16 protein-coding genes are annotated in these 19947 nt (G+C 58.7%); 7 read left to right on the top strand and 9 right to left on the bottom strand.

The genetic code is table 11. The features are described from left to right. Nucleotides 1-385: 385 nt before the first annotated feature. Nucleotides 386-1354, top strand: a complete 969-nt coding sequence (gene cysK / locus CWI75_RS12550) for a cysteine synthase A (RefSeq protein WP_101521860.1) — start codon at nucleotides 386-388, stop codon at nucleotides 1352-1354. A 6-nt stretch (nucleotides 1355-1360) separates the two neighbouring features. Here the strand turns inward: cysK and CWI75_RS12545 are convergent, their stop codons facing one another. Together CWI75_RS12545 and CWI75_RS12540 are read right to left on the bottom strand one after the other, a co-directional pair. Next, complete coding sequence (locus CWI75_RS12545) at nucleotides 1361-1960, bottom strand: GNAT family N-acetyltransferase (RefSeq protein WP_101521859.1); 600 nt, start codon at nucleotides 1958-1960, stop codon at nucleotides 1361-1363. Further along, nucleotides 1957-2928, bottom strand: a complete 972-nt coding sequence (locus CWI75_RS12540) for a quinone oxidoreductase family protein (RefSeq protein WP_101521858.1) — start codon at nucleotides 2926-2928, stop codon at nucleotides 1957-1959. The genes CWI75_RS12545 and CWI75_RS12540 overlap by 4 nt, the downstream gene beginning before the upstream one ends. A 161-nt stretch (nucleotides 2929-3089) precedes the next feature. Here CWI75_RS12540 and CWI75_RS12535 point away from each other — a divergent pair, with 161 nt between their 5' ends. After that, nucleotides 3090-4427 carry a DEAD/DEAH box helicase gene (locus tag CWI75_RS12535; RefSeq protein ID WP_101521857.1) on the top strand — a complete coding sequence of 446 codons (1338 nt, stop codon included), beginning with the start codon at nucleotides 3090-3092 and terminating at the stop codon, nucleotides 4425-4427. Between the two features lie 6 nt (nucleotides 4428-4433). Here the strand turns inward: CWI75_RS12535 and CWI75_RS12530 are convergent, their stop codons facing one another. Next, entirely contained in the window at nucleotides 4434-6473 is a 2040-nt protein-coding gene (locus tag CWI75_RS12530; protein WP_101521856.1) for a S9 family peptidase, read from the bottom strand. A gap of 61 nt (nucleotides 6474-6534) precedes the next feature. On the opposite strand from CWI75_RS12530, the gene prlC reads away from it, so the two are divergent. Further along, nucleotides 6535-8568: an oligopeptidase A gene (prlC, locus tag CWI75_RS12525; protein WP_101521855.1), complete on the top strand. Its 2034-nt coding sequence runs from the start codon at nucleotides 6535-6537 to the stop codon at nucleotides 8566-8568. Between the two features lie 19 nt (nucleotides 8569-8587). Here the strand turns inward: prlC and CWI75_RS12520 are convergent, their stop codons facing one another. Then, nucleotides 8588-9070: a 6-pyruvoyl trahydropterin synthase family protein gene (locus CWI75_RS12520; protein ID WP_101521854.1), complete on the bottom strand. Its 483-nt coding sequence runs from the start codon at nucleotides 9068-9070 to the stop codon at nucleotides 8588-8590. A 197-nt stretch (nucleotides 9071-9267) separates the two neighbouring features. On the opposite strand from CWI75_RS12520, the gene CWI75_RS12515 reads away from it, so the two are divergent. Next, nucleotides 9268-9969, top strand: a complete 702-nt coding sequence (locus CWI75_RS12515) for an SDR family NAD(P)-dependent oxidoreductase (protein ID WP_101521853.1) — start codon at nucleotides 9268-9270, stop codon at nucleotides 9967-9969. A 1-nt stretch (nucleotide 9970) separates the two neighbouring features. Then, nucleotides 9971-10756 carry a queuosine precursor transporter gene (locus CWI75_RS12510; RefSeq protein ID WP_101521852.1) on the top strand — a complete coding sequence of 262 codons (786 nt, stop codon included), beginning with the start codon at nucleotides 9971-9973 and terminating at the stop codon, nucleotides 10754-10756. A gap of 34 nt (nucleotides 10757-10790) precedes the next feature. Here CWI75_RS12510 and CWI75_RS12505 read toward each other — a convergent pair whose 3' ends face one another. Further along, nucleotides 10791-11870 carry a Leu/Phe/Val dehydrogenase gene (locus tag CWI75_RS12505; protein ID WP_101522000.1) on the bottom strand — a complete coding sequence of 360 codons (1080 nt, stop codon included), beginning with the start codon at nucleotides 11868-11870 and terminating at the stop codon, nucleotides 10791-10793. Between the two features lie 31 nt (nucleotides 11871-11901). Continuing rightward, on the bottom strand, nucleotides 11902-15399 hold the full coding sequence (locus CWI75_RS12500; protein ID WP_101521851.1) for an indolepyruvate ferredoxin oxidoreductase family protein: 3498 nt from the start codon (nucleotides 15397-15399) through the stop codon (nucleotides 11902-11904). A gap of 134 nt (nucleotides 15400-15533) precedes the next feature. On the opposite strand from CWI75_RS12500, the gene CWI75_RS12495 reads away from it, so the two are divergent. Together CWI75_RS12495 and CWI75_RS12490 are read left to right on the top strand one after the other, a co-directional pair. Then, nucleotides 15534-16004, top strand: a complete 471-nt coding sequence (locus CWI75_RS12495; RefSeq protein ID WP_101521850.1) for an Lrp/AsnC family transcriptional regulator — start codon at nucleotides 15534-15536, stop codon at nucleotides 16002-16004. Between the two features lie 40 nt (nucleotides 16005-16044). Continuing rightward, the gene (locus CWI75_RS12490) at nucleotides 16045-16815 is read left to right on the top strand and encodes an amidohydrolase (RefSeq protein WP_101521849.1); all 771 of its coding nucleotides are present in this window, start codon (nucleotides 16045-16047) and stop codon (nucleotides 16813-16815) included. Between the two features lie 20 nt (nucleotides 16816-16835). Here the strand turns inward: CWI75_RS12490 and CWI75_RS12485 are convergent, their stop codons facing one another. From CWI75_RS12485 to CWI75_RS12475, 3 genes are all read right to left on the bottom strand, one after another. After that, the gene (locus tag CWI75_RS12485; protein WP_101521848.1) at nucleotides 16836-17870 is read right to left on the bottom strand and encodes an OmpA family protein; all 1035 of its coding nucleotides are present in this window, start codon (nucleotides 17868-17870) and stop codon (nucleotides 16836-16838) included. A gap of 154 nt (nucleotides 17871-18024) precedes the next feature. Next, nucleotides 18025-18741 carry a DnaA regulatory inactivator Hda gene (gene hda, locus CWI75_RS12480; RefSeq protein ID WP_241521204.1) on the bottom strand — a complete coding sequence of 239 codons (717 nt, stop codon included), beginning with the start codon at nucleotides 18739-18741 and terminating at the stop codon, nucleotides 18025-18027. Next, nucleotides 18729-19781, bottom strand: coding sequence for a DUF2066 domain-containing protein (locus CWI75_RS12475; protein ID WP_162300072.1), 1053 nt, complete (start codon nucleotides 19779-19781; stop codon nucleotides 18729-18731). Before CWI75_RS12475 ends, hda begins: the two co-directional genes overlap by 13 nt. Between the last annotated feature and the right edge of the window lie 166 nt (nucleotides 19782-19947).

The following is a 19947-nucleotide window of genomic DNA, read 5'->3' as shown; positions in this document are numbered from 1 at the left end:
CCTTTAATAGTAGATTGCGGCGGCAAAAGATAAAACTACACCATCCTGGCGGATCCCGCCAGCAAACAAGCGGGGCCGGGCGGCGTTCCAGCTTACTTACACGCAAAAAAAACCGGCCCAGAGGGCCGGAGCTAGAGATGGAGTCTCTACAAGGGGATATTAAGGACCTGAATGGTTACAATCGTGTGACAGACTGCAAAAAAAGTGTAGGAGCCGACCTCCATTATCGGGCTCAAGCGCTGCCACAACCAATAGGACACGCTCGACCCGCAAGGGTTCCCCGGTTTGCCATTTTTTAACAATCGCTAGTGCAGGCGACGGCATAGACATAGAGTAGCCAGTTGACTACTCTTCTTTTTCGTCGCAGTACTGCCTGGAGTTTCCCATGAGCCACATTTTCAACGATAACGCAGAAACCATCGGTGGCACCCCGCTGGTTCATATCAATCGTATCAGCAGCAGTAATATTTACGCCAAGCTGGAAAACCGTAATCCGGCGATGTCGGTGAAATGTCGCATTGGCACCAGCATGGTGCTCGCGGCAGAACAGGACGGCAGCCTCACGCCCGGCATGACCATCGTTGAGCCCACCAGTGGCAATACCGGAATTGCCCTGGCTTTTGTTGCTGCTGCCCGGGGCTACAAGTGCACATTGATCATGCCCAATACCATGAGTCTGGAGCGCCGCAAGCTGATGAAGGCACTGGGAGCGAATCTTATTCTCACCGATGGCGCAAAAGGTATGCCGGAGGCCATCGCCAAAGCCGAGGAAATACTCGCTGCGGAACCTTCAAGCCACTGGGGTCCCAGGCAATTCGAGAATCCCGCCAACCCCGCCATCCACGAGACCACTACCGGGCCCGAGATCTGGCGGGATACCGATGGTGGCATCGATATCCTGGTTTCCGGCGTTGGTACCGGGGGTACGCTCACCGGTGTTTCCCGCTACATTAAGAAAACCAAAGGCAAGGCCATCACTACGGTGGCGGTGGAACCCGCCAGTAGCACCGTAATCGCCGCCGCCAAAGCCGGGATTGAGCCGACTCACGGCCCCCATAAAATACAGGGAATCGGCGCAGGCTTTCTGCCTCGCAACCTGGACCTCGAGATGGTGGACCGGGTTGAACAGGTCAGCAATGAGGACGCGATGGCATGGGCGCACAAACTGATGCAGCAGGAAGGTATTCTCGCGGGGGTTTCCTGTGGTGCTGCCATGGCTGTCGCAGACCGGATAGCGCGGGAACCGGGTAATGAAACTAAAATGATTGTGGTTGTACTGCCCGATTCCGGGGAGCGCTACCTCAGCTCACCACTGTTTGAGGGCTCGTTCAGCGATAATGAATTGCTCCAGTAGCCCTGTTCAGCGGCCCTCACGCAACACTGTAAGTCGCCTTTTTACATCCGGCCACTCGGTATCTACGACGCTGAAAAATACCGAGTCCCTCGCGAAATCGTTTTGTACGATGCGGTGTTTGCGCAACACCCCCTCCCGCACCGCCCCGATCCGTTCCAGGGCACGCTGGGAGCGCAGGTTGCGCGCATCCACCTTGAATTCCACGCGCAGACAGTGGCGGCGCTCAAAAGCATGCTGTAACAACAGCAACTTGGCTTCAGTGTTCACCCCGGTGCGTTGCCACTCCTGGCCCAGCCAGGTCCAGCCAATCTCAAGACTTCTGTGCTCGGCGCTGATGTTCAGGTAACGGCTGCTGCCAACAATCTTGCCCTTGGCATTCTCAACAATTACCCAGGCCTGCTGGTCTGTCGCCGCCAGTGCCTCATCAATCCACTGCCGGGTATCCGCAATATCAACGAAGCAGCTACGCGGCATATAAGCCCAGTCCGGTACATGGCGCCCCCGGAGAAAGAGGCCCTGGGCATGGTCCTGGCACAGAGGCTCCAGATGCACGACATCACCGCGCAGCACCGGCGTTCCCCCAGCGGCAAGAGACAAACTGTTCAAGGTAGTATGACTGACGAACCGGTTGTGGCACGCGCCTCCAGATCCCTGTGCGCTTGCCGAATATCAGCCAGGGTGTAGTGCTGGTTTATTTCGACCCGCAGGCTACCCGCCAGCAAGTGCTCAAACACCGCAGAGGCAGACTGGCGCAGTTCTTCAGAGGTGGCGGTGTAGGTAACAAGGGTGGGCCGGGTAATATAAAGCGATCCACCCGACGCCAATCGCTGCAGATCGAGCGGCTCCGGCGCCCCGGAAGCATTACCAAAACTAACCAGTAGCCCCCGCGGTTGCAAGCTGGCCAGCGAGGCGCTGAAGGTGTCGCGACCGACCCCGTCATACACTACCGGCACCCCCACCCCGTCGGTAATCTCACGAACCCTCGCTGCCACATCCTCCTGTCGATAGTTAATGACATGCGCAAAACCATGGTTGCGCGCAAGCTCGGCCTTTTCCTCTGAGCCTACGGTGCCAATCACAGTAGCTCCCAGGGCGCTGGCCCACTGTCCGAACAGCAGGCCAACACCGCCGGCAGCCGCGTGAAACAGGCAGGTCTGCCCGGGCGCAAGCGCGTAGGTACGCTGCAGGAGGTACTCCACGGTCTGGCCCTTGAGCATGACTGCGGCAGCGACTTCGTAACTGACACCTTCGGGAATCCCGACCAGGCGTTGCGCGGGCAAATTAAGTGACTCCGCGTAAGAACCAATCCCGGCAGAGCAATACGCCACCCGATCACCGACTGCGAAATCCACGCCCTGGCCCACAGCGGTAACCACTCCGGCGCCCTCAAGCCCCAGACCACTGGGCAAAGCCAGGGGATAAAGACCACTGCGGTGATAGGTGTCAATAAAGTTAAGGCCAATAGCGTGGTTTTCTATCGTTACCATACCGGCGCCGGGTGCACCGGGTTCAACATCAACCAGATCCATGACCTCGGGGCCGCCCACTGCTTCAATACGCACCGCCTTCACCATGTCATGCTCTCTCTGTTGTCATATTGCCGACTGTAAAGCCGCACAGTGTGCCAAACAAAGCCGCTCCGTGGAACAGCGGCAATCATCAGGAATGCACGGCAACCGTGCTACAATGCCCGTCCAACATCCACACTCCATTATCACAATCTGGAACACCACACGTGCTTGAAGAATTCGAACTGGATCGCAGCTTGCAGCTGGCGCTTGCCGAACTTGCGTTTACCACCGCCACCGATGTGCAGCAGCAGGTACTGCCGTCAGCCCTGGCGGGGCACGACCTTCGAGTCAGTGCGCCCACCGGCAGCGGCAAGACACTTGCCTACCTGCTGCCCTTGCTGCAACGCCTGCTGACCGAAACCGCACCCGCCGGCTCCGGCATTTTGGGACTGGTCCTGGTCCCCACTCGTGAGCTGGCCCGCCAGGTCCTGAAAGAATGTCGCGAACTGCTGGCCAAGAGTAATCTGCGCGCCGACGCCATCACCGGAGGTGCTGACTTCAAATACCAGAAGGCCACGTTGCGCAAGAATCCCGAAGTGATTATCGCAACACCCGGACGCATGCTTGAACACTGCGAGCGCGGCAGCGCCGACCTTAAAAGCCTGCGTGCACTGGTGCTGGACGAGGCGGACCGCATGCTCGAGATGGGTTTCCGCGAGGATGTACTGAAGATCGCAAGCTACTGCAGTAGCGAACGACAGACCCTCATGCTATCGGCCACTCTCCATGCTCGCGGCCTTGGGGAGATCAGCGACAGCCTGCAGCATGAACCGGTAACGATTAATAGCGGTGAAATCCGGGCTGCACACAAGGATATTTTCCACCAGCGCATCCTGGCCGACAGCGTGGCTCACAAGGACCAGCTGTTACTGGCACTGCTCGCCGACTGTAAAGGCCGCCGGCAGCTGGTGTTTGCCAATAAGCGCAGCACTGCCTCGCGCCTGTCCGGCCTGCTGCAGCACAACGGTATCAGGGCCGCCTGCCTGCACGGGGAAATGAGCACGGAAGACCGCAAACTGGTGGTAACACGATTCGCCCAGGGCTCCATAGATGTTGTTACCGCCAGCGATCTCGCCGCCCGCGGCCTGGATATTGAAGGCATAGACACAGTGATCAATTATGACCTGCCCCACAGCGGTGATGATTACCTGCATCGAACCGGTCGCACCGGTCGCGCCGGTGCCCAGGGAGTGGCAATTTCCCTGGTAACCGCCAGCGACTGGAACCTGATGATCAGTATCCAGCGCTACCTGCAGCTGGAAATGGAAGCACGCAGTTTGCCGGGCCTTAAGGCCCGCTACGCAGGACCGAAGAAACAAAAATCATCGGGCAAGGCCTCCGGCTCAAAAAAACGCAGCGGCAAGCTCACCGATGGCAAAAAGAAAGAGCGCTTGCGCGACAAGAAGGCCAAGGGCAAGCCTCGCCGCAAAAGCGATACTACCCAGACCAATGACGGCTTCGCGCCGCCACCAAAAAAACAGCGGCGCGAGGAGCCTGACTGAGCGCATTTAGCGATAGCGCTCGAACCAGCCGAGGATCGCCGCCACTTTCCCTGCCAGCTGGCTCGGCCGCCGGGCAATAAGGTGGCCTGCTCCGGGCATCCGCACCATGGCTGAATCAATGCCCCGCAGTTTCAACGCCTGATAATACTGCTCTGTTTCCGCCATTGGGGTGCGCAGATCGTTTTCACCGGTCAGCAGCAGGGTGGGTGTGGTGACGTTACCCACCAGGGATAATGGCGAGCGCTCCCAGTACGCTTCGGGATTTTCCCAGGGCATTTCACCAAACCAGTAGCGGGCAAAATAAGGGCTGTTATCCGCGGTAAGCACAAAGCTGGCCCAGTTGATAACCGGTTTGGCAACTACCGCTGCGCGAAAGCGGTCAGTCTTGCCGATAATCCATGCAGTCAGGGTGCCACCGCCACTGCCACCGGTGACGAACAGCTGCTCCGGGTTCACATATCCGTCAGCCAGCAGCGCATCGACCGCCGACATCAGGTCATCGTAATCCTCGCCCGGATAATTGTGATGGATCAGGTTGGCGAACTCTTCGCCGTAGCTGGTACTGCCCCTGGGATTAACATACAACACCACATAGCCTGCCGCGGCAAACAGCTGCAGCTCCGCTGCAAAGCGGGGACCGTAGTTGGCGAAGGGGCCTCCATGAATTTCCAGAATCATTGGATATTGGCGCGCCGGATCAAAATCCGGCGGTGTTACCACCCAGGCCTGAATATCCCTGTCATCAAATGACGAGGTGACCGCGAGTTCGCTGATTTCGCCCAGATCGCGGTAGTCCAGAAAATTGGCGTTAAGGTGGGTTAACTGCTGGCGCTGGTCACTACCCAAGCGCCCGAATACGATATCAGCCGGCGTTCCGGCGTTTCCCGCAGTGTAGGCAAAACTGCCTGCCCCGCCCACCGCGATATCGGCACCGGCATAGGGCCGTCCCAACTGCTTGCCGCCCAGCCCCCGGGCCAGAACCTGCATGCGTCCGGAAAGGTCGGTAGACGCCAGTACCGTATCGCCGCGATCATCGTAGTGGAAAAACAGGCGCTGGCCGTCACTGGACCAACGCGGACTCTGGATATTGCGGTCCAGGTCAGCCAACAACTCTTTCCGGTCACTGCCGTCTGCCGCCATTATATACAAGCGGTTGCGATGGTAGCCGAGACCGCGGTCATCCCAGCCCACATAGGCCAGGCTGCGCCCGTCTGGTGCCACTGCAACCTGGCCGTCGGGTCCCTTGCGGTCTGTCAGGGCTTCAATGTCGCCCGTTGCGAGAACGACCCGATACAGGTCCGTGTTCTTGGTGTCCTGCTGCCAATCCGGGTTACGGTTGGCGGATACAAACAGTACCTTGCTGTCAGCGGCCCAGCCGATACTGCCGCTATGGTTGTAATCCCCCGTGGTTACCTGCCGCGGGCTTCCGCCGGCGGCGGGGATCACAAACACATGCTGGTACCCGTGGGGCTTTATGCCGCTGCCATCCGAACGGTAGACGGTCCGCTCCACTACCACCGGTGGTTCTGCCCATTCCGCGTCCGCGGGTTTGTCCGGCAACTCACCCATCGTGGGCGCAGGCTCCGGCACCAGCATTCTGAATGCCACTGAACGGCCATCCGGGGACCACACCAGATTGGCGGGGGCCTCCGCCAGGCGAGTCAGCTGCGCCACCTGGCCCGAATCCAGCCAGCTGACAAACAGTTGTGGCCCGGTATCATCCCGACGCACGTACGCCACCCGGTTGCCATCGGGTGCCAAGGCCGGGGAACTGACATTACCGGGGCCGGTGGTTACCGGCCGGTGATCGCTACCATCCGTATTTACCCGCCACAGATTGCTGCGCGGTTGGTCGCGCATGATATCCATGGTATGCCGCAGATAGAGCACCTGCTTGCCTTTACTGTCCAGCACGGGTGAACTCGCATAGGACAACTGGAATACATCGCTCGCAGTAAACGGAGAGGCTGCCCATACCGGCGCGGCTGACAGTGCCGCCAATAGCGCCAGCAGGGGCCCGACCGTTATTTTCCTGGCTCTGAACATTACGTCTCCTGGTCAAAATCCGTTAAACTACAGGTTCTTTGATGCAAAAAAGCTGTCCATTATGACCAACCCCTTGCTGGAACAACATACCCTGCCGCCCTTTTCGGCAATCCGCCCCGAGCATATCGAGCCGGCTATTCGTCACCTGATAGAGCGCAACAAGCGCCGTATCAACGAATTGGTGGCTGTACCGGGCGCGCACAACTGGGAGTCGCTGATGCAGCCCATTGAGGATATGGAGGATGAACTGGCCCAGTGCTGGTCGCCGGTGTCCCACCTGAACGGTGTGCTCAATAGCGAACCCCTGCGACAAGCCCATAACACATGCCTGCCACTGCTCTCGGAATACTCCACCTGGATGGGCCAGCATACCGCGCTTTACGAGGCGTACCGGGAACTCTCCGAGAGCAGCGCTTCCAGTAACACCCTGACCCCACCACAACGGAAGGCCCTGGATAACGCACTTCGGGATTTTCGCCTGGCCGGAGTTGCCTTGCCGGCAGACCAGAAACAACGCTACGGCGAATTGCAGCAACGTCTCTCGGAGCTGGGCAGTCGTTTTACCGATAACGTGCTCGACGCCACCAACGCCTGGTCAAAAGAGGTTAATGCGGAAGACCTGGCCGGGCTTCCGGCCACAGCACTGGCCAGTGCCTGTCAGGCCGCGCAGCAAAAGGGACTGGAAGGCTGCCTGCTAACCCTGGAGTTCCCCTCCGTGCAGCCCGTGCTAACCTACTGCGATAATGCCGCACTGCGCGAGGAGGTCTACACCGCCAATGTCACCCGGGCCTCGGAACTGGGCCCCCATGCCGGCCGCTGGGACAACAGCGGGCTTATTACCGAGATTCTGGATTTGCGACAAGAGCTGGCCTCACTGCTCGGCTTCGGCAACTACGCCGAACTGTCGCTGGTAACCAAGATGGCCCCTTCCACCAGCCAGGTGGTGGACTTCCTGGTTCAACTGGCGGAGCGCTCGCGGCCCCAGGCCGAGCAAGAGTGGCGTGACTTGCAGGAATTTGCCGCTACCAGCCACGGCAAAACCAGTCTCGAGCCCTGGGATGTCGCCTATTACAGTGAAAAACTGCGGCAAAGCACATTCAATGTGTCGCAGGAAGAGGTGCGCCCCTACCTGCCGGTAAATCGGGTTTTACCGGGTCTGTTCCAGGTCGTCGAGCGCCTGTACGGTATCCAGGTCGAGGAAATTGATGATTTCGATACTTATCACCCGGATGCCAGGCTGTTTGAACTACGCCAGGATGGGGAAGCACTGGCGAGATTTTACCTGGACCTATACGCCCGCAGCGGCAAGCGCGGCGGTGCCTGGATGGGCGACTGCAGGGCCCGCCGGATACGGGACAGCCAGCTTCAGCTGCCGGTCGCCTATCTGGTATGCAACTTCACCCCGCCCGTGGGAGAGGAACCCTCGCTGCTTACTGAAAACGAGATGACTACCCTGTTTCACGAATTCGGCCATGGTTTGCACCACATGCTGACACAACAACAGGTAGCCGCAGTTTCCGGCATCAATGGTGTCGCCTGGGATGCCGTTGAGCTGCCCAGCCAGTTCCTCGAAAACTGGTGCCATCAACCGGAAGCCCTGGCCTTTATCTCGGGCCATTACGAAACCGGGGAATCCCTTCCCGCTGCGCTACTGGAAAAGATGCTGGCCGCAAAAAACTTTCAGGCGGGTATGCAGATGGTGCGGCAACTGGAATTCTCGCTGTTTGATTTCCGCCTGCACCAGCATTGGGGCGAACCGGGGGTTTCCGTACAGGGACTGCTGGACACCGTCCGCCACCAAGTGGCGGTCATTCCGGCAGTGCCTTTCAATCGCTTCCAGAATAGCTTCAGCCATATTTTTGGTGGCGGCTACGCAGCGGGCTATTACAGCTACAAGTGGGCTGAAGTACTGTCGGCGGATGCCTTTTCCCGATTCGAGGAAGAAGGCATTTTCAACCCCCATACCGGACAGGAATTCCGCCGCCACATTCTGGAAGCGGGTGGCTCCCGTGATGCCATGAGCCTGTTCGTGGCCTTCCGCGGCCGGGAGCCCGAACTGGAGCCCCTGCTACGCCATTGTGGCATCGCAGCCTGAGGCCATACCGCATCGGGAATCAGGGCTTGCGCCAGGAAGCGCAGCCCTTTTGACCCGGACCGGATGCCACACACAGTTCGATCTCGCGCAAGTCATCGCCTTCGGATACCAGTAACAATTGCTGCAACAGGTATCCGGAAAACTCTTCAACGGTCGCGTTGCGAATCGGTAGCACCCGGGTATCGCTCTTCAAAAAAAACATCTCATCTTCCGCAAAATACACGCGGTACGCATGGCCAAGATCTTCGATACGCTGGTAGGGGGAATCCTCCGCCAGCACCATATACTCATCCAGCGCATCGCACAGGGCCTTGAGGCGCCGTTTATAGACGTTGTAGTCTGCGGCGAAGCCGTTATCACCCATCGGGGCAACAATTCTGGCCGACACCGAATAATTATGACCATGCAGGCGCTCGCGCTCATAAGCCGAGAAAATCGTATAGTGTGCCGCAGAGAACTTGTGGCTTTCCTTGTCAATGTACAGCGTAGTGAGTCGCTCCATAGGTTTTTCCCAAAGACAGTTAACGAAACATCATTGTCACGACTGTACGTGCAATAGGCAAGAACGGACCGTTGAGGCACAATATCGCGCCAGGATGACTACGCCACCGGCCGCAACATCACAAAACTGAATGCGGGTTTACTGCGTAATACCCAGGTAGTTCGCGTGTGGCCATAACAGACTTGAAGGGGAACCCCATGAATACAGCCATCATTACCGGCGCCAGCGTTGGCATCGGTCGCGCTACCGCGCAACGCTTCCTCGCCCAGGGCTTCAACGTCTATAACCTGGCCCGCCGCGCCTGCCCCGACTCCGGGGTGCACAATATCCACTGCGACCTGGCCTCCACCGACTCCGTAAATGAAGCCTGCGAGCAGCTGCTCCCGTTAATGGCAGACAGTGCTGCCGTGTGCCTGGTCCACAACGCCAGCCAGATGCGCAAGGATGCCGCCCCAGACTGCGACAGCGACAGCCTCCGCGAGGTACTGGAAACCAATGTCGTCGGTATAAACAGCCTCAACCAGCGCCTGCTGCCGGCCATGTCACAGGGATCCAGCCTGCTATACATCGGCTCCACCCTGTCCGAGAAAGCGGTGGCAGGCTCATTCAGCTATGTGGTCAGCAAACATGCGCAAACAGGCATGATGCGCGCCACTTGCCAGGATCTGATGAGTACCGGGATTCATACCGCACTGATTTGTCCCGGCTTTACTGACACTGAAATGCTGCGCACGCACATCGGCAACGCACCTGATGTCGTTGCGGCAATAGGTGCCATGAACGCATTCGGCCGTTTGATTGAGCCGGATGAAATTGCCGCCCTGATTGTCTGGGCCCATGCCAACCCGGTCATTAACGGCTCTGTGTTACACGCTAATCTCGGCCAGAGAGAATCCTGAGATGGCGTCACTCGAAGTGGTCTGGGAACGCAGGGAACGGGTATTCCTGATCCTCGCAGGGACGTTCCTTTGCGCGATGACCCTGCTCAATGTCATCGGCATAACCCGCTTTATCCAGATCGGCCCCATGGCGCTGGCAGTGGGTGTGTTGCCCTACCCCCTGACCTTCCTCTGCACCGACCTGGTATGTGAACTGTACGGGCGGGCTCGCGCCAATTTCCTGGTCACTGTGGGCCTGGGCCTTAACTTCTTCATTCTTTTTGTACTGTTTCTGGGCGATGCCATTCCCTCTGTAACCCCCGGGAGCATGCCTCCCTGGCAGGTATTACAGCTGGCAGAACCGGTAATGCTACCCAATGGCGATTCAGTGGCTGGCAGTATTGGCCTGTACCAGCTTATTTACGCCACGACTTCCGGTGCCGTTTTCGCTTCCATGCTGGCCTATATAGCCGCGCAATATTGCGACGTACAGTTGTTTCACTTCTGGAAGCGGGTGACCCGTGGCAAGCATTTGTGGGTGCGCAATAATTTCAGCACGTTAATCAGCCAGATGGTGGATTCGGTGATGGTCATTACCGTGACCTTCGGGGCAGCCTATTTCAGGGGTGATATCGCCTTCCAGGCACTGCTGGTACTTATCGGCAGCAACTACCTGTTCAAGGCAAGCGTTGCCCTGCTCGATACCGGTCCCTTTTACCTGTGCGTACACTATCTGCGCAAATATCTGCACCTGGGCGCCGATGACATCGCCGTACCCGGACTGGGCAAGGTCGCCGTCGCCTGCTGAACAACGGCTCCTCCTGACCAGAACACCGCTGGTCTCAGCCCGCGGCGACCAGCGGAGTCCGCCGCTCCGCTGTAGCATCCGCAGGCCGAAGGTATTCCCTGGCCAGTTCCTCGGCTATCTCATGGGTCGGGGAACGACTTGCATCGGAACGCCGCAACACCTCGGCGAGGGTAATTTCAATGCGCTTGACGTGAGCAAGGCGAACCGTGTCAGCGGAACCTACCCGCTGATGATGCACATCGATGATACCGCCGGCATTGATCAGAAAGTCAGGGCAATAGAGGATGCCGTGGTCCTGCAATTGCGCGCAATGCTCGGCCGCGGCCAACTGGTTGTTGGCGGCGCCGGCGACAATCCCGGCTCGCAGCCGCGGAATGCTGTCGTTATCCAGCACCGCGCCCATGGCACATGGCGCCAGGATATCCACTTCCATGAACAGAATGTCGTCTACCGCCACGGGGATAACGCCCAGCTGGTCAACTGCCCGCTGGAGATTCGCTTTATTCAGGTCGGCGCCGAAGACCACTGCCCCCTCATCACACAACAACCGGGCCAGATGAAAACCCACGTGGCCCAGCCCCTGGATCGCCACCCGCAGCCCTGCACAACTACCCGCACCAAGACGATGCCTGATCGCCGTACGTATTCCCAGGTATACGCCGAGCGCTGTACTCGGGGAGGGATCGCCTCCAAACTCGTTATCACTGACCCCGCTGACATGCCGGGTCCGTTCGGCCATCAGTTTAATATCGGCGACGCCGGTGCCGGAATCTTCCGCCGCTACATAACTCCCGCCCTGGGAGTCGATAAATTCTCCCATCGCGTGCATCAAAGCCGGTGTTTTATCGCGACGGGAATCCCCGATGATTACCGATTTGCCGCCACCCAGGGGCAAACCCGCCAGTGCGGACTTATAGGTCATACCCCGGGAGAGTCGCAGTACATCGTGCAGCGCCGCCGCATCGCTCAGGTAGGGGAACATGCGACAACCACCTACTCCCGGACCCAATGTCGTATCGTGAACGGCAATAATCGCGCGCAAACCGGTTGTCCGGTCCGAGCCAAAAACAACCCGCTCGTGCTGGTCGAATGCCGGTGCAGTAAAAACGCTCATGTTGTCATCCTCTGGTGGTGTGGCGTTCATTTCAGGCGGCGTTGACAATGCTTACGGGGATTGCCGGAGCCCCGTGAAGCGTTGACAATAGGTGTTCGCGGCGCTGGACCAGCAGCTCGCGATTGCGGTCCTTTACGTGGCCGAAACCGCGCAAGGTCGCAGGCAGGTTCGCCAGCTCTCTCGCGGTGTGGTAATGGGTCTCCAGTGCCCCCGGCAATTGCTCCAGCAGGGCCAGGTAATCCTCGATGTCGGCGCGCTCCTGCTTGCGTTCGGCGGTATACCCGAACAGGTCCAGCCTGGTACCACGCAACCCCCGCAGCTTCGCCAGCACACCAAAGGCACGCAGCATCCAGGGACCAAATTCCCGTTTCAGCAAATGCCCCGTATTCGGGTCGCGTTTGCTGAACAGGGGCGGCGCCATGTTAAAGCGCAGTTGATAGTCGCCTTCAAACTGTTGCCCCACCTTGCGCAGAAATTCGCCATCTGTATACAAACGCGCCACTTCGTATTCGTCTTTGTACGCCATGAGCTTGTACAGGTTACGGGCCACAGCTAGCGTCACCGAATCGGCGTCGTCAGCGCGCGAGTCTGCAGCGCGCACCCGCGCTACCTGCTGCTGGTAGCGCTCGGCAAGCGCACTATCCTGGTACTCAGTGAGTCGTGCTGCCCGGTCGGCAACGATCTCATCCACGGTTTGCAGGCGCTCAGGTGCGGGAGGCGCCAGCTCTTCTACCATTTTCAATACGCGAGCGGGCTGATCGGCGCAGCGCCGCCCCCACAGAAACGCCTGCTTGTTAAACGCGACCGCCACAGCATTCAGTTCAATGGCCTCTTCCAGTGCCGTCGCGGACACGGGCACCAGCCCCTGCTGCCACGCGTAACCGAGCAGGAACAGATTGGAAGCGATGGAGTCGCCCAGCAGTTGGGTGGCTATGCGAGTGGAATCGATAAAAAAGGTCGCCGGCTCGCCGACCTCGGCAACCACCTTGTTTTTCATCGCGGTTGCAGGAAACCGTGCGTCGGGGTCGAGGATGAACGCGGAAGTCGCCACTTCCGCCTCGTTGACCACCGCGTGGGTACGCCCGTGGGCGACCTTGCCCAGGGCTTCATAGGTTGAGGTCACCACCAGATCGCAGCCCAGCAGCAAGTCGGCTTCTCCCGCCGGTATGCGCACCGCCTTGATGTCGTCCTGGGTGGAGCTCACCCGCACATGACTCACGACGGCACCGAATTTTTGCGCCAGGCCAGTCTGGTTCATGGTTGCACAGCCCTTACCTTCAATATGGGCAGCCATCGCGATCAGGGCGGTAATCGTCAATACGCCCGTACCTCCCACCCCGGTAACCACGGTATTCCATGGCTGGTCCAGAGAGGGCAGAACCGGTTCCGGCAGCGGGTCAAAGATAACCTCAGCATCACTGCCGGCGCCGTCGGGTTTGCGCAGCTTGCCGCCTATGATCGACACAAAGCTGGGGCAAAAGCCATTGGCACAGCTGTAGTCTTTATTGCAGGAGCTCTGGTCAATCTGCCGCTTGCGACCCAGCTCCGTCTCCTTCGGCAACACCGAGAGGCAATTGGACTTGATACTGCAGTCACCACAGCCTTCGCACACCGCATCGTTGATGAACAGCCGCTTCGCCGGATCTTCCGCAGTTCCCTGCTTGCGCCTGCGACGCTTTTCCGCGGCACAGGTCTGCACGTAAACAATGACCGATGCGCCCTTGAATTCCCGCAGCTCCCGCTGCAGTGCATCCAGCTCGTCGCGGTGATGCAGGCTGTAGCCGGGAATACTGCGGAACTGGCCGCGCCATGCCTCGGGATGGTCGCTGACCACGGCAATCCGGCGCACGCCCTCGCCCCGCAGCTGGTGTACCAGGTCGCTGACGGTCAGCGACCCGTCAATGGGCTGGCCACCGGTCATCGCCACCGCGTCGTTATAGAGAATCTTGTAGGTAATGTTGACGCCGGCGGCCACTGCCGCGCGGATCGCGAGAATACCCGAGTGAAAGTAGGTGCCATCACCCAGGTTCTGGAATACATGTTGGGTATCGGTGAATGGCGCCTGGCCGATCCAGGTCGCACCCTCGCCACCCATCTGGGTAAACGTATCGGTGTTGCGATCGGGCATCCAGGTGGCCATATAGTGACAGCCGATTCCGCCGAAGGCGTGACTGCCCTCGGGCACTTTAGTCGAGGTGTTATGGGGACAACCGGAGCAGAAGTGCGGCACGCGCTCAATGGTCTCACTGGGCTGTGCGAGGGACAGTTCCTTCTGTTCGATCCATTGGATCCGACGCTCCATCGTTTCCGACTTCCAGAATCGACGGATACGGCCGGCTATCGCCAGCGCCACCATGGCGGGGGTCAATTCAGCCAGGTTTGGCAGCAGATCGCGGCCATCCTCGTCAAACTCGCCAATCACCCTGGGACGGGCTGCTACCGGATAGTTATAAAGCTGGCCGGTGAGCTGATCCTCGATAATGGAACGCTTTTCCTCCACTACCAGAATTTCTTCCAGGCCCTCGGCAAATTCGTGCGTCGTACGCGGTTCCAGGGGCCAGGGCATACCGACTTTGTAGACACGCAGGCCAAGCTCCGCGGCCACTGCCTCATCAATCCCCATGTCCTCCAGCGCCTGCATCACGTCAAGATAGGCCTTGCCGGTAGTGATAATGCCCAAACGGGGATTGGGACTGTCTATTACGATCCGGTTGATGCCGTTGACCCTGGCAAATTCACGGGCAGCATAGATCTTGTACTTGTTGAGCCGCAGCTCCTGCTCCAGCGGCTTGTCCGGCCAGCGAGCATGCAGGCCGTCCGCGGGGAGCTGAAACTCCTCGGGAGTCACAATGGTGATCCGGTTAGGATTGAGATCTGCGGAAATGGCGGAATCCATGTTCTCGGTAATCGCCTTGAGCGCCACCCAGCAACCGCTATAGCGGGACAATTCCCAGCCAAGCACACCCAGATCAAGCACCTCCTGCACATTACAGGGGCTCAGTACCGGTACCGAGGCGCCGATGAACATGTGCTCGGACTGGTGCGGCAGTGTGGACGACTTGCAGGCATGGTCGTCTCCGGCCACCGCCAGGACACCACCATGGCGGGAGGTCCCGAAGGCGTTGGCATGCTTGATTACATCCATGCTGCGGTCAACGCCGGGGCCCTTGCCATACCACATGCCAAACACGCCATCGTAACGGGCGCCCGCAAATAGATTGGTTTGCTGGCTTCCCCATACGGCGGTGGCCGCGAGGTCCTCGTTGAGACCGGGCTGGAAGTGCACATTGTGCTGGTCCAGCCAGGGCTTGGCCTTCCACAGGGCCTGGTCAACGCCGCCGAGCGGCGAACCGCGATAACCGGAAATAAACGCGGCAGTATTCAGGCCGGCGTTCCGGTCGCGTTGCTGCTGCAGCATCGGCAGCCGCACCAGCGCTTCAATGCCGGTCATGTACGCGCGGTCGACATCAAGCGCGTATTTATCCTCGAGGGATACCTTGTGTCTGGCCTTAATGGTCGCTTTGGTCATGTACTCTGTCCCTTCTTCAGACGGGGAATTGTCACGCAGACACAGAGCAATTACTGTTTAATTTAGCTGCCAAATAAGGTGTAATCAGGTTAATTAATCCACCATAACCCTCAAAGCAGGCAAAAATAACCAACATGTTAACCAAACAGGATGTCCAGATTCTGAAAATGCTGCAGCGGGATGCCACTACCAGCACCGCCAGTATCGCCGAAAAAATTAACCTGTCGCAGTCACCTTGCTGGCGTCGCATCAATCGACTGGAGGAAGACGGACTGATTCGCCAGCGGGTGGCCCTGCTGGACAGGGCCGCCCTGGGTATGGATGTGGTGGTCTTTGCCACCATCAACCTGACCTCCACCGGCCGCCAGAACCTGCTAACGTTCGAACAGGACATCGTGCGCCACCCGGAGGTAATGGAGTGCTATACCATGACGGGAATCTGGGACTATATGCTCAAAATCGTTACCCGGGATATTCGCCACTATGAGGATTTTGTGCGCAACACCCTGACCGCGAGCCCGGCGATCCGCGAACTCCACTCGCACATGGCCGTTACCGAAATCAAGAACAGCACGGAACTACCGCTGGATACGCAGCTGTTATAGAACCCGCCACTACAGGGCTGGGATCAGCCACGGAGTGCTTATGCAGAATCTCACTATCAGCCTGGTGCAATGCGAACTGGCCTGGGAATCGCCGGCGGATAACAGGCGCCATCTGGAAACATGCTTTGAAGAACTCGCCGGAACCACTGACCTTATCGTACTGCCCGAGATGTTTACTACCGGCTTTTCAATCAGTACGGTGGCCCATGCAGAGCCGCCCGGAGGCGACACCGAACTGTGGCTGAGCAATTGGGCGCAACGCTGTAACTGCGCGATCACCGGCAGTATAGCCGTACGCGACAACAACCTGGTCTATAATCGAATGCTGTTTGCCACGCCGGAAGCTTTGCATTACTACGATAAACGTCATTTGTTCCGGATGGCGGGAGAGCACCGGCTCTATAGCCCGGGAAACCGGCGAGTCATTGTCAACTGGCGCGGCTGGCGGATCAATCTGCAGGTCTGCTACGACCTTCGGTTTCCGGTATTCAGCCGCAACCGGGATGATTATGACCTGTTGCTGTTTGTCGCCAACTGGCCCATGGCAAGGCGCTTGCAGTGGCGCGCTCTGCTACCCGCAAGAGCGATAGAGAACCAGGCCTATGTAGCCGGCGTTAACTGCATCGGGGACAACCCGAAGAAGGTCGGATACGCAGGTGACAGTATGGTTATTGCCGCTGACGGCGAGATACTGGCGGATATGGGAAACAAAAACGGCACCGTCAGCGTGATGCTGAGCGGTGCCGATCTTGTGAGCTACAGAGCGAGGTTCCCCTGCCAGCTGGATGCGGACGACTTCCAGTTGAACTGAAAACCGCCCGCTGGAGGCAGTTATTCCTCGTATTCAACTTCCAGGGTAGCCATTACGCGACGGTTTTCAGCGCGACCACGTTCAGTGTCGTTGCTGGCAACCGGACGCTCCTCGCCATAGCCGATAGCGGACAGGCGGTTGGCAGAGATACCGTGCACACCCACCAGCACATCCACTACTGCTTCGGCGCGACGCTGGGACAGGGTCTTGTTGTAGTCAGCGGGACCTACACTGTCAGTGTGGCCTTCAACATTTACGTCGATATCGTCGAACCGCTTGAGGAACGCCGCCAGTTCACTGATGTCGTCGAAGTACTGCTCCTGAACCACTGCCGAATCAAAAGGGAAGTTAACCTTCATCTTGATTGAGGCAACACGTTCAACCGGCAGCGGACAACCAGTGGAGTCAACGCGGGTGCCGGGAGCCGTACCGGGACACTGGTCCCTGTCGTCCATCACACCATCGCCATCGGAGTCCACCGGGGCCGCAGGCGCTGCAGCTGCCACAACACGCTCAGGCGCGGATACGGCACCAAAGTAGTAATTCAGGCCAGCACTGAAAAGCCAATCGTTTTCGTTTTCGTCAAGGCTGTGCAGCATGCGCGCTTCAACACGGGCGCCGAAACGGGGGGTGAACATCCAGCGCACACCGGCACCGGCGTTGGCAGTGGTTTCAACCGTGTCAAAGCTGCCGGCGTCTATATCAATTTCGCCCAGGCCAAAGGCGAGGTACGGACGTGCGCGATTGCCTTCACCAACGTAGCTACCGGTGTAATACAAACCGCCCAGCTGCCAGGTCCTGACATCGGCGTTGGTGCCGTCAAGAAAATCCGAGTCATCTTCTGCATACAGAATCTCTGCGGCCCAGTTATCTGTAAATGCGTATTCGAGACCCACCCAGGGGGTTGAGGTGCCATCGAGACGACGATCACCATCGAATTCCCAGTAACCGACGCCGGCGTTGACTGTTATCGGCAGTTCAGCCGATGCGGGCGCTGTCAGCACAGTCATTGCGGTAACGACCGCAGAAAGACCAGCAAAAATCTGCTTTTTCATTGATTGGATCTCCTTTTTTTAATATGCAGGTGCAAGGTGAACCCTTGCTCTCATATCAGCGGGGCAGGATACCAATCCCCACAGCCGAATCCACTTCTGTGATCGTTAATAATTACGGTCTTTTTCAGCATAAGCCAATACGACCGCTCCAGAATCATAGACCAAGTACCTGTTTGACGAAAGGTACCGTCAACGGACGTTGCTCGGCAAGGGAGCTGCTATCGAGCTTTTCCAGCAAATCAACCAGGTCACGCAATCTTCGCGGCGCCCTGGTGACCAGCAAGCGACTCACTTCGTCCGGCATTTGCAAGCCGCGGCGAAGGGCCAGAAACTGCAGTATAGCCTGTTTGTATTCGTCGCCCGGCACGGCCAGCTGGAACACCACACCCCAGCTCAAGCGCGAACGCAGATCGGGCAAACCTACCGCCAGGGCGCGCGGCGCAGCGTTGCCACTGATTAGCAACCGGCAGTCGCGGGCCCTGGCGCGGTTGTAAAAATGAAATAGCGCCTGCTCCCAGTCGTCGCGACCGAGAACCGCATCAATGTCATCAAGACAGACCAGCCGACGATTTTCCAGCCCTTCCAGGACTTCATCCGGCGGAAACAGGACCAGATCCCGCAATGGCAGATAGCAGCCTCCGGGGCCTGCGAGCTGGCAAGCTGCCTGTAACAGGTGGGATTTCCCGGTATCGATAGCGCCATGGAGAAAAATAGCCGCTTCGCCTCCCTGCGCGGGCTGCTGCCTCAGAGCGGCCAGCATCGTTTCCTGGGCGGCCGTAGCGAGAAAGCTTTCGAGGCTCGCATCGTCTCGCAACCGCATATTCAGTGCCAGCTGTTGTGCGCGCCCGTCTGCAACCATCAATTCTGCCATCGGTAACTCAAGGGCTCGCTCGCGTCACGCTCGGCTTTGACTGGCGCCAGACGTGAATTCAGCTCAATGACGGGGGCCAGCTGCCTGGCAATGGCGCTCGCCGTCAATTGCAGACTCACGACGTCGGCACGAATACTGGTGACACTAGCCTGTTCAATAGGCTCCAGGCTCTCCAGCCAGGCGACAATACTTGCGTAGTCGGCATAACTGTTAACGCCACTAACCGTCATCGTCAGGTTGGCACCAGGTTGTACCGGCAATGCGTAACGCGAAGCCATACTCTCGGCAACCAGCGCGGCGCCCTGCTGTGCGAATTCCCTGCGACTCGCCCTGGTCACACCCCGCTCGGTACGATTGTTGCCCGATAACTGCAACCAGTCGCCGACGAGATCGCCCGAAGATAACATCGCCACTCTTCCCGCCAGTATCTCGGTTGCACCATAGCGGCTGGAAGCGGCCCGCAACGGGCCGGCCGCAAGACTCCAGGCCTGATCGGGGTCAATCGACGCAGTATCTTCCAGGTCAAACAGCGGCAGCCGCACTGGCACACCTCTGCGGTGAAAGGCCCGGGCCAGTTCCGCCACCAGTTCGGGATCCGTATCGGAATTAACGAAATGGCGTCCGTTCACACCGTCCTTCACCACCCACACCAATACCACGGGACGGGTGGCGGTCCACATTGGCGCACCCGCGGTAGCCAGCAACTGACGCACCAGGGAAGGCTCAAATTCAACGCGTGCCGCCAGTGCCTGCTCGCCAGTATCGGCATTTGTGGCCCGCGTATAGGAATACTGCAACATCTGCTCACGCGCTACCGGCAAAGCATTCTCTACCGCCGGCAAAGCCAGCACCCCTTCGGTACCGGACACCTTGACCAGCACTTGCGCCAGCCCCTCGGCGGCGGCTTTGTCCAGTTCCGCGGCACCGCGGTCAGTCACCGGAACTTCGGCAATATAAAGATCGCGCACCAGTTCGGTGGCGACAACGGGGGGCGCCAGCAGGACGACCAGGCAGGTCAGGCGCAACAGGAGACTGATCAAGGCCGCACTCCGCAGCAGGAAATAGGGCCGCTATTGTAACAGCCACACAGGCTGCGGACAGGATTGCGTGAAAATTTCCGGTAAGGTGAACTACGCGGCATTTCCAGCTAGACTATGCGCCCCCTGCAGATGCAGTTCACCAAGCCTGAAACCGGACCCGGATTCC

It is taken from the genome of Kineobactrum sediminis (assembly GCF_002868715.1).
GTDB classification, from domain to species: Bacteria; Pseudomonadota; Gammaproteobacteria; order Pseudomonadales; family Halieaceae; genus Kineobactrum; species Kineobactrum sediminis.
The sequence above is the reverse complement of the archived record's forward strand: the minus strand, read 5'-3'. Positions and strand labels throughout refer to the sequence as shown.

What these genes read in the sequence shown, in the direction of transcription:
- cysK (WP_101521860.1), top strand. Translation starts at nt 386, where the DNA reads ATGAGCCACATTTTCAACGATAACGCAGAAACCATCGGTGGCACCCCG.
- CWI75_RS12540 (WP_101521858.1), bottom strand. Translation starts at nt 2,928, where the DNA reads ATGGTGAAGGCGGTGCGTATTGAAGCAGTGGGCGGCCCCGAGGTCATG.
- CWI75_RS12530 (WP_101521856.1), bottom strand. Translation starts at nt 6,473, where the DNA reads ATGTTCAGAGCCAGGAAAATAACGGTCGGGCCCCTGCTGGCGCTATTG.
- prlC (WP_101521855.1), top strand. Translation starts at nt 6,535, where the DNA reads ATGACCAACCCCTTGCTGGAACAACATACCCTGCCGCCCTTTTCGGCA.
- CWI75_RS12520 (WP_101521854.1), bottom strand. Translation starts at nt 9,070, where the DNA reads ATGGAGCGACTCACTACGCTGTACATTGACAAGGAAAGCCACAAGTTC.
- CWI75_RS12515 (WP_101521853.1), top strand. Translation starts at nt 9,268, where the DNA reads ATGAATACAGCCATCATTACCGGCGCCAGCGTTGGCATCGGTCGCGCT.
- CWI75_RS12510 (WP_101521852.1), top strand. Translation starts at nt 9,971, where the DNA reads ATGGCGTCACTCGAAGTGGTCTGGGAACGCAGGGAACGGGTATTCCTG.
- CWI75_RS12505 (WP_101522000.1), bottom strand. Translation starts at nt 11,870, where the DNA reads ATGAGCGTTTTTACTGCACCGGCATTCGACCAGCACGAGCGGGTTGTT.
- CWI75_RS12500 (WP_101521851.1), bottom strand. Translation starts at nt 15,399, where the DNA reads ATGACCAAAGCGACCATTAAGGCCAGACACAAGGTATCCCTCGAGGAT.
- CWI75_RS12495 (WP_101521850.1), top strand. Translation starts at nt 15,534, where the DNA reads ATGTTAACCAAACAGGATGTCCAGATTCTGAAAATGCTGCAGCGGGAT.
- CWI75_RS12490 (WP_101521849.1), top strand. Translation starts at nt 16,045, where the DNA reads ATGCAGAATCTCACTATCAGCCTGGTGCAATGCGAACTGGCCTGGGAA.
- CWI75_RS12485 (WP_101521848.1), bottom strand. Translation starts at nt 17,870, where the DNA reads ATGAAAAAGCAGATTTTTGCTGGTCTTTCTGCGGTCGTTACCGCAATG.
- hda (WP_241521204.1), bottom strand. Translation starts at nt 18,741, where the DNA reads ATGGCAGAATTGATGGTTGCAGACGGGCGCGCACAACAGCTGGCACTG.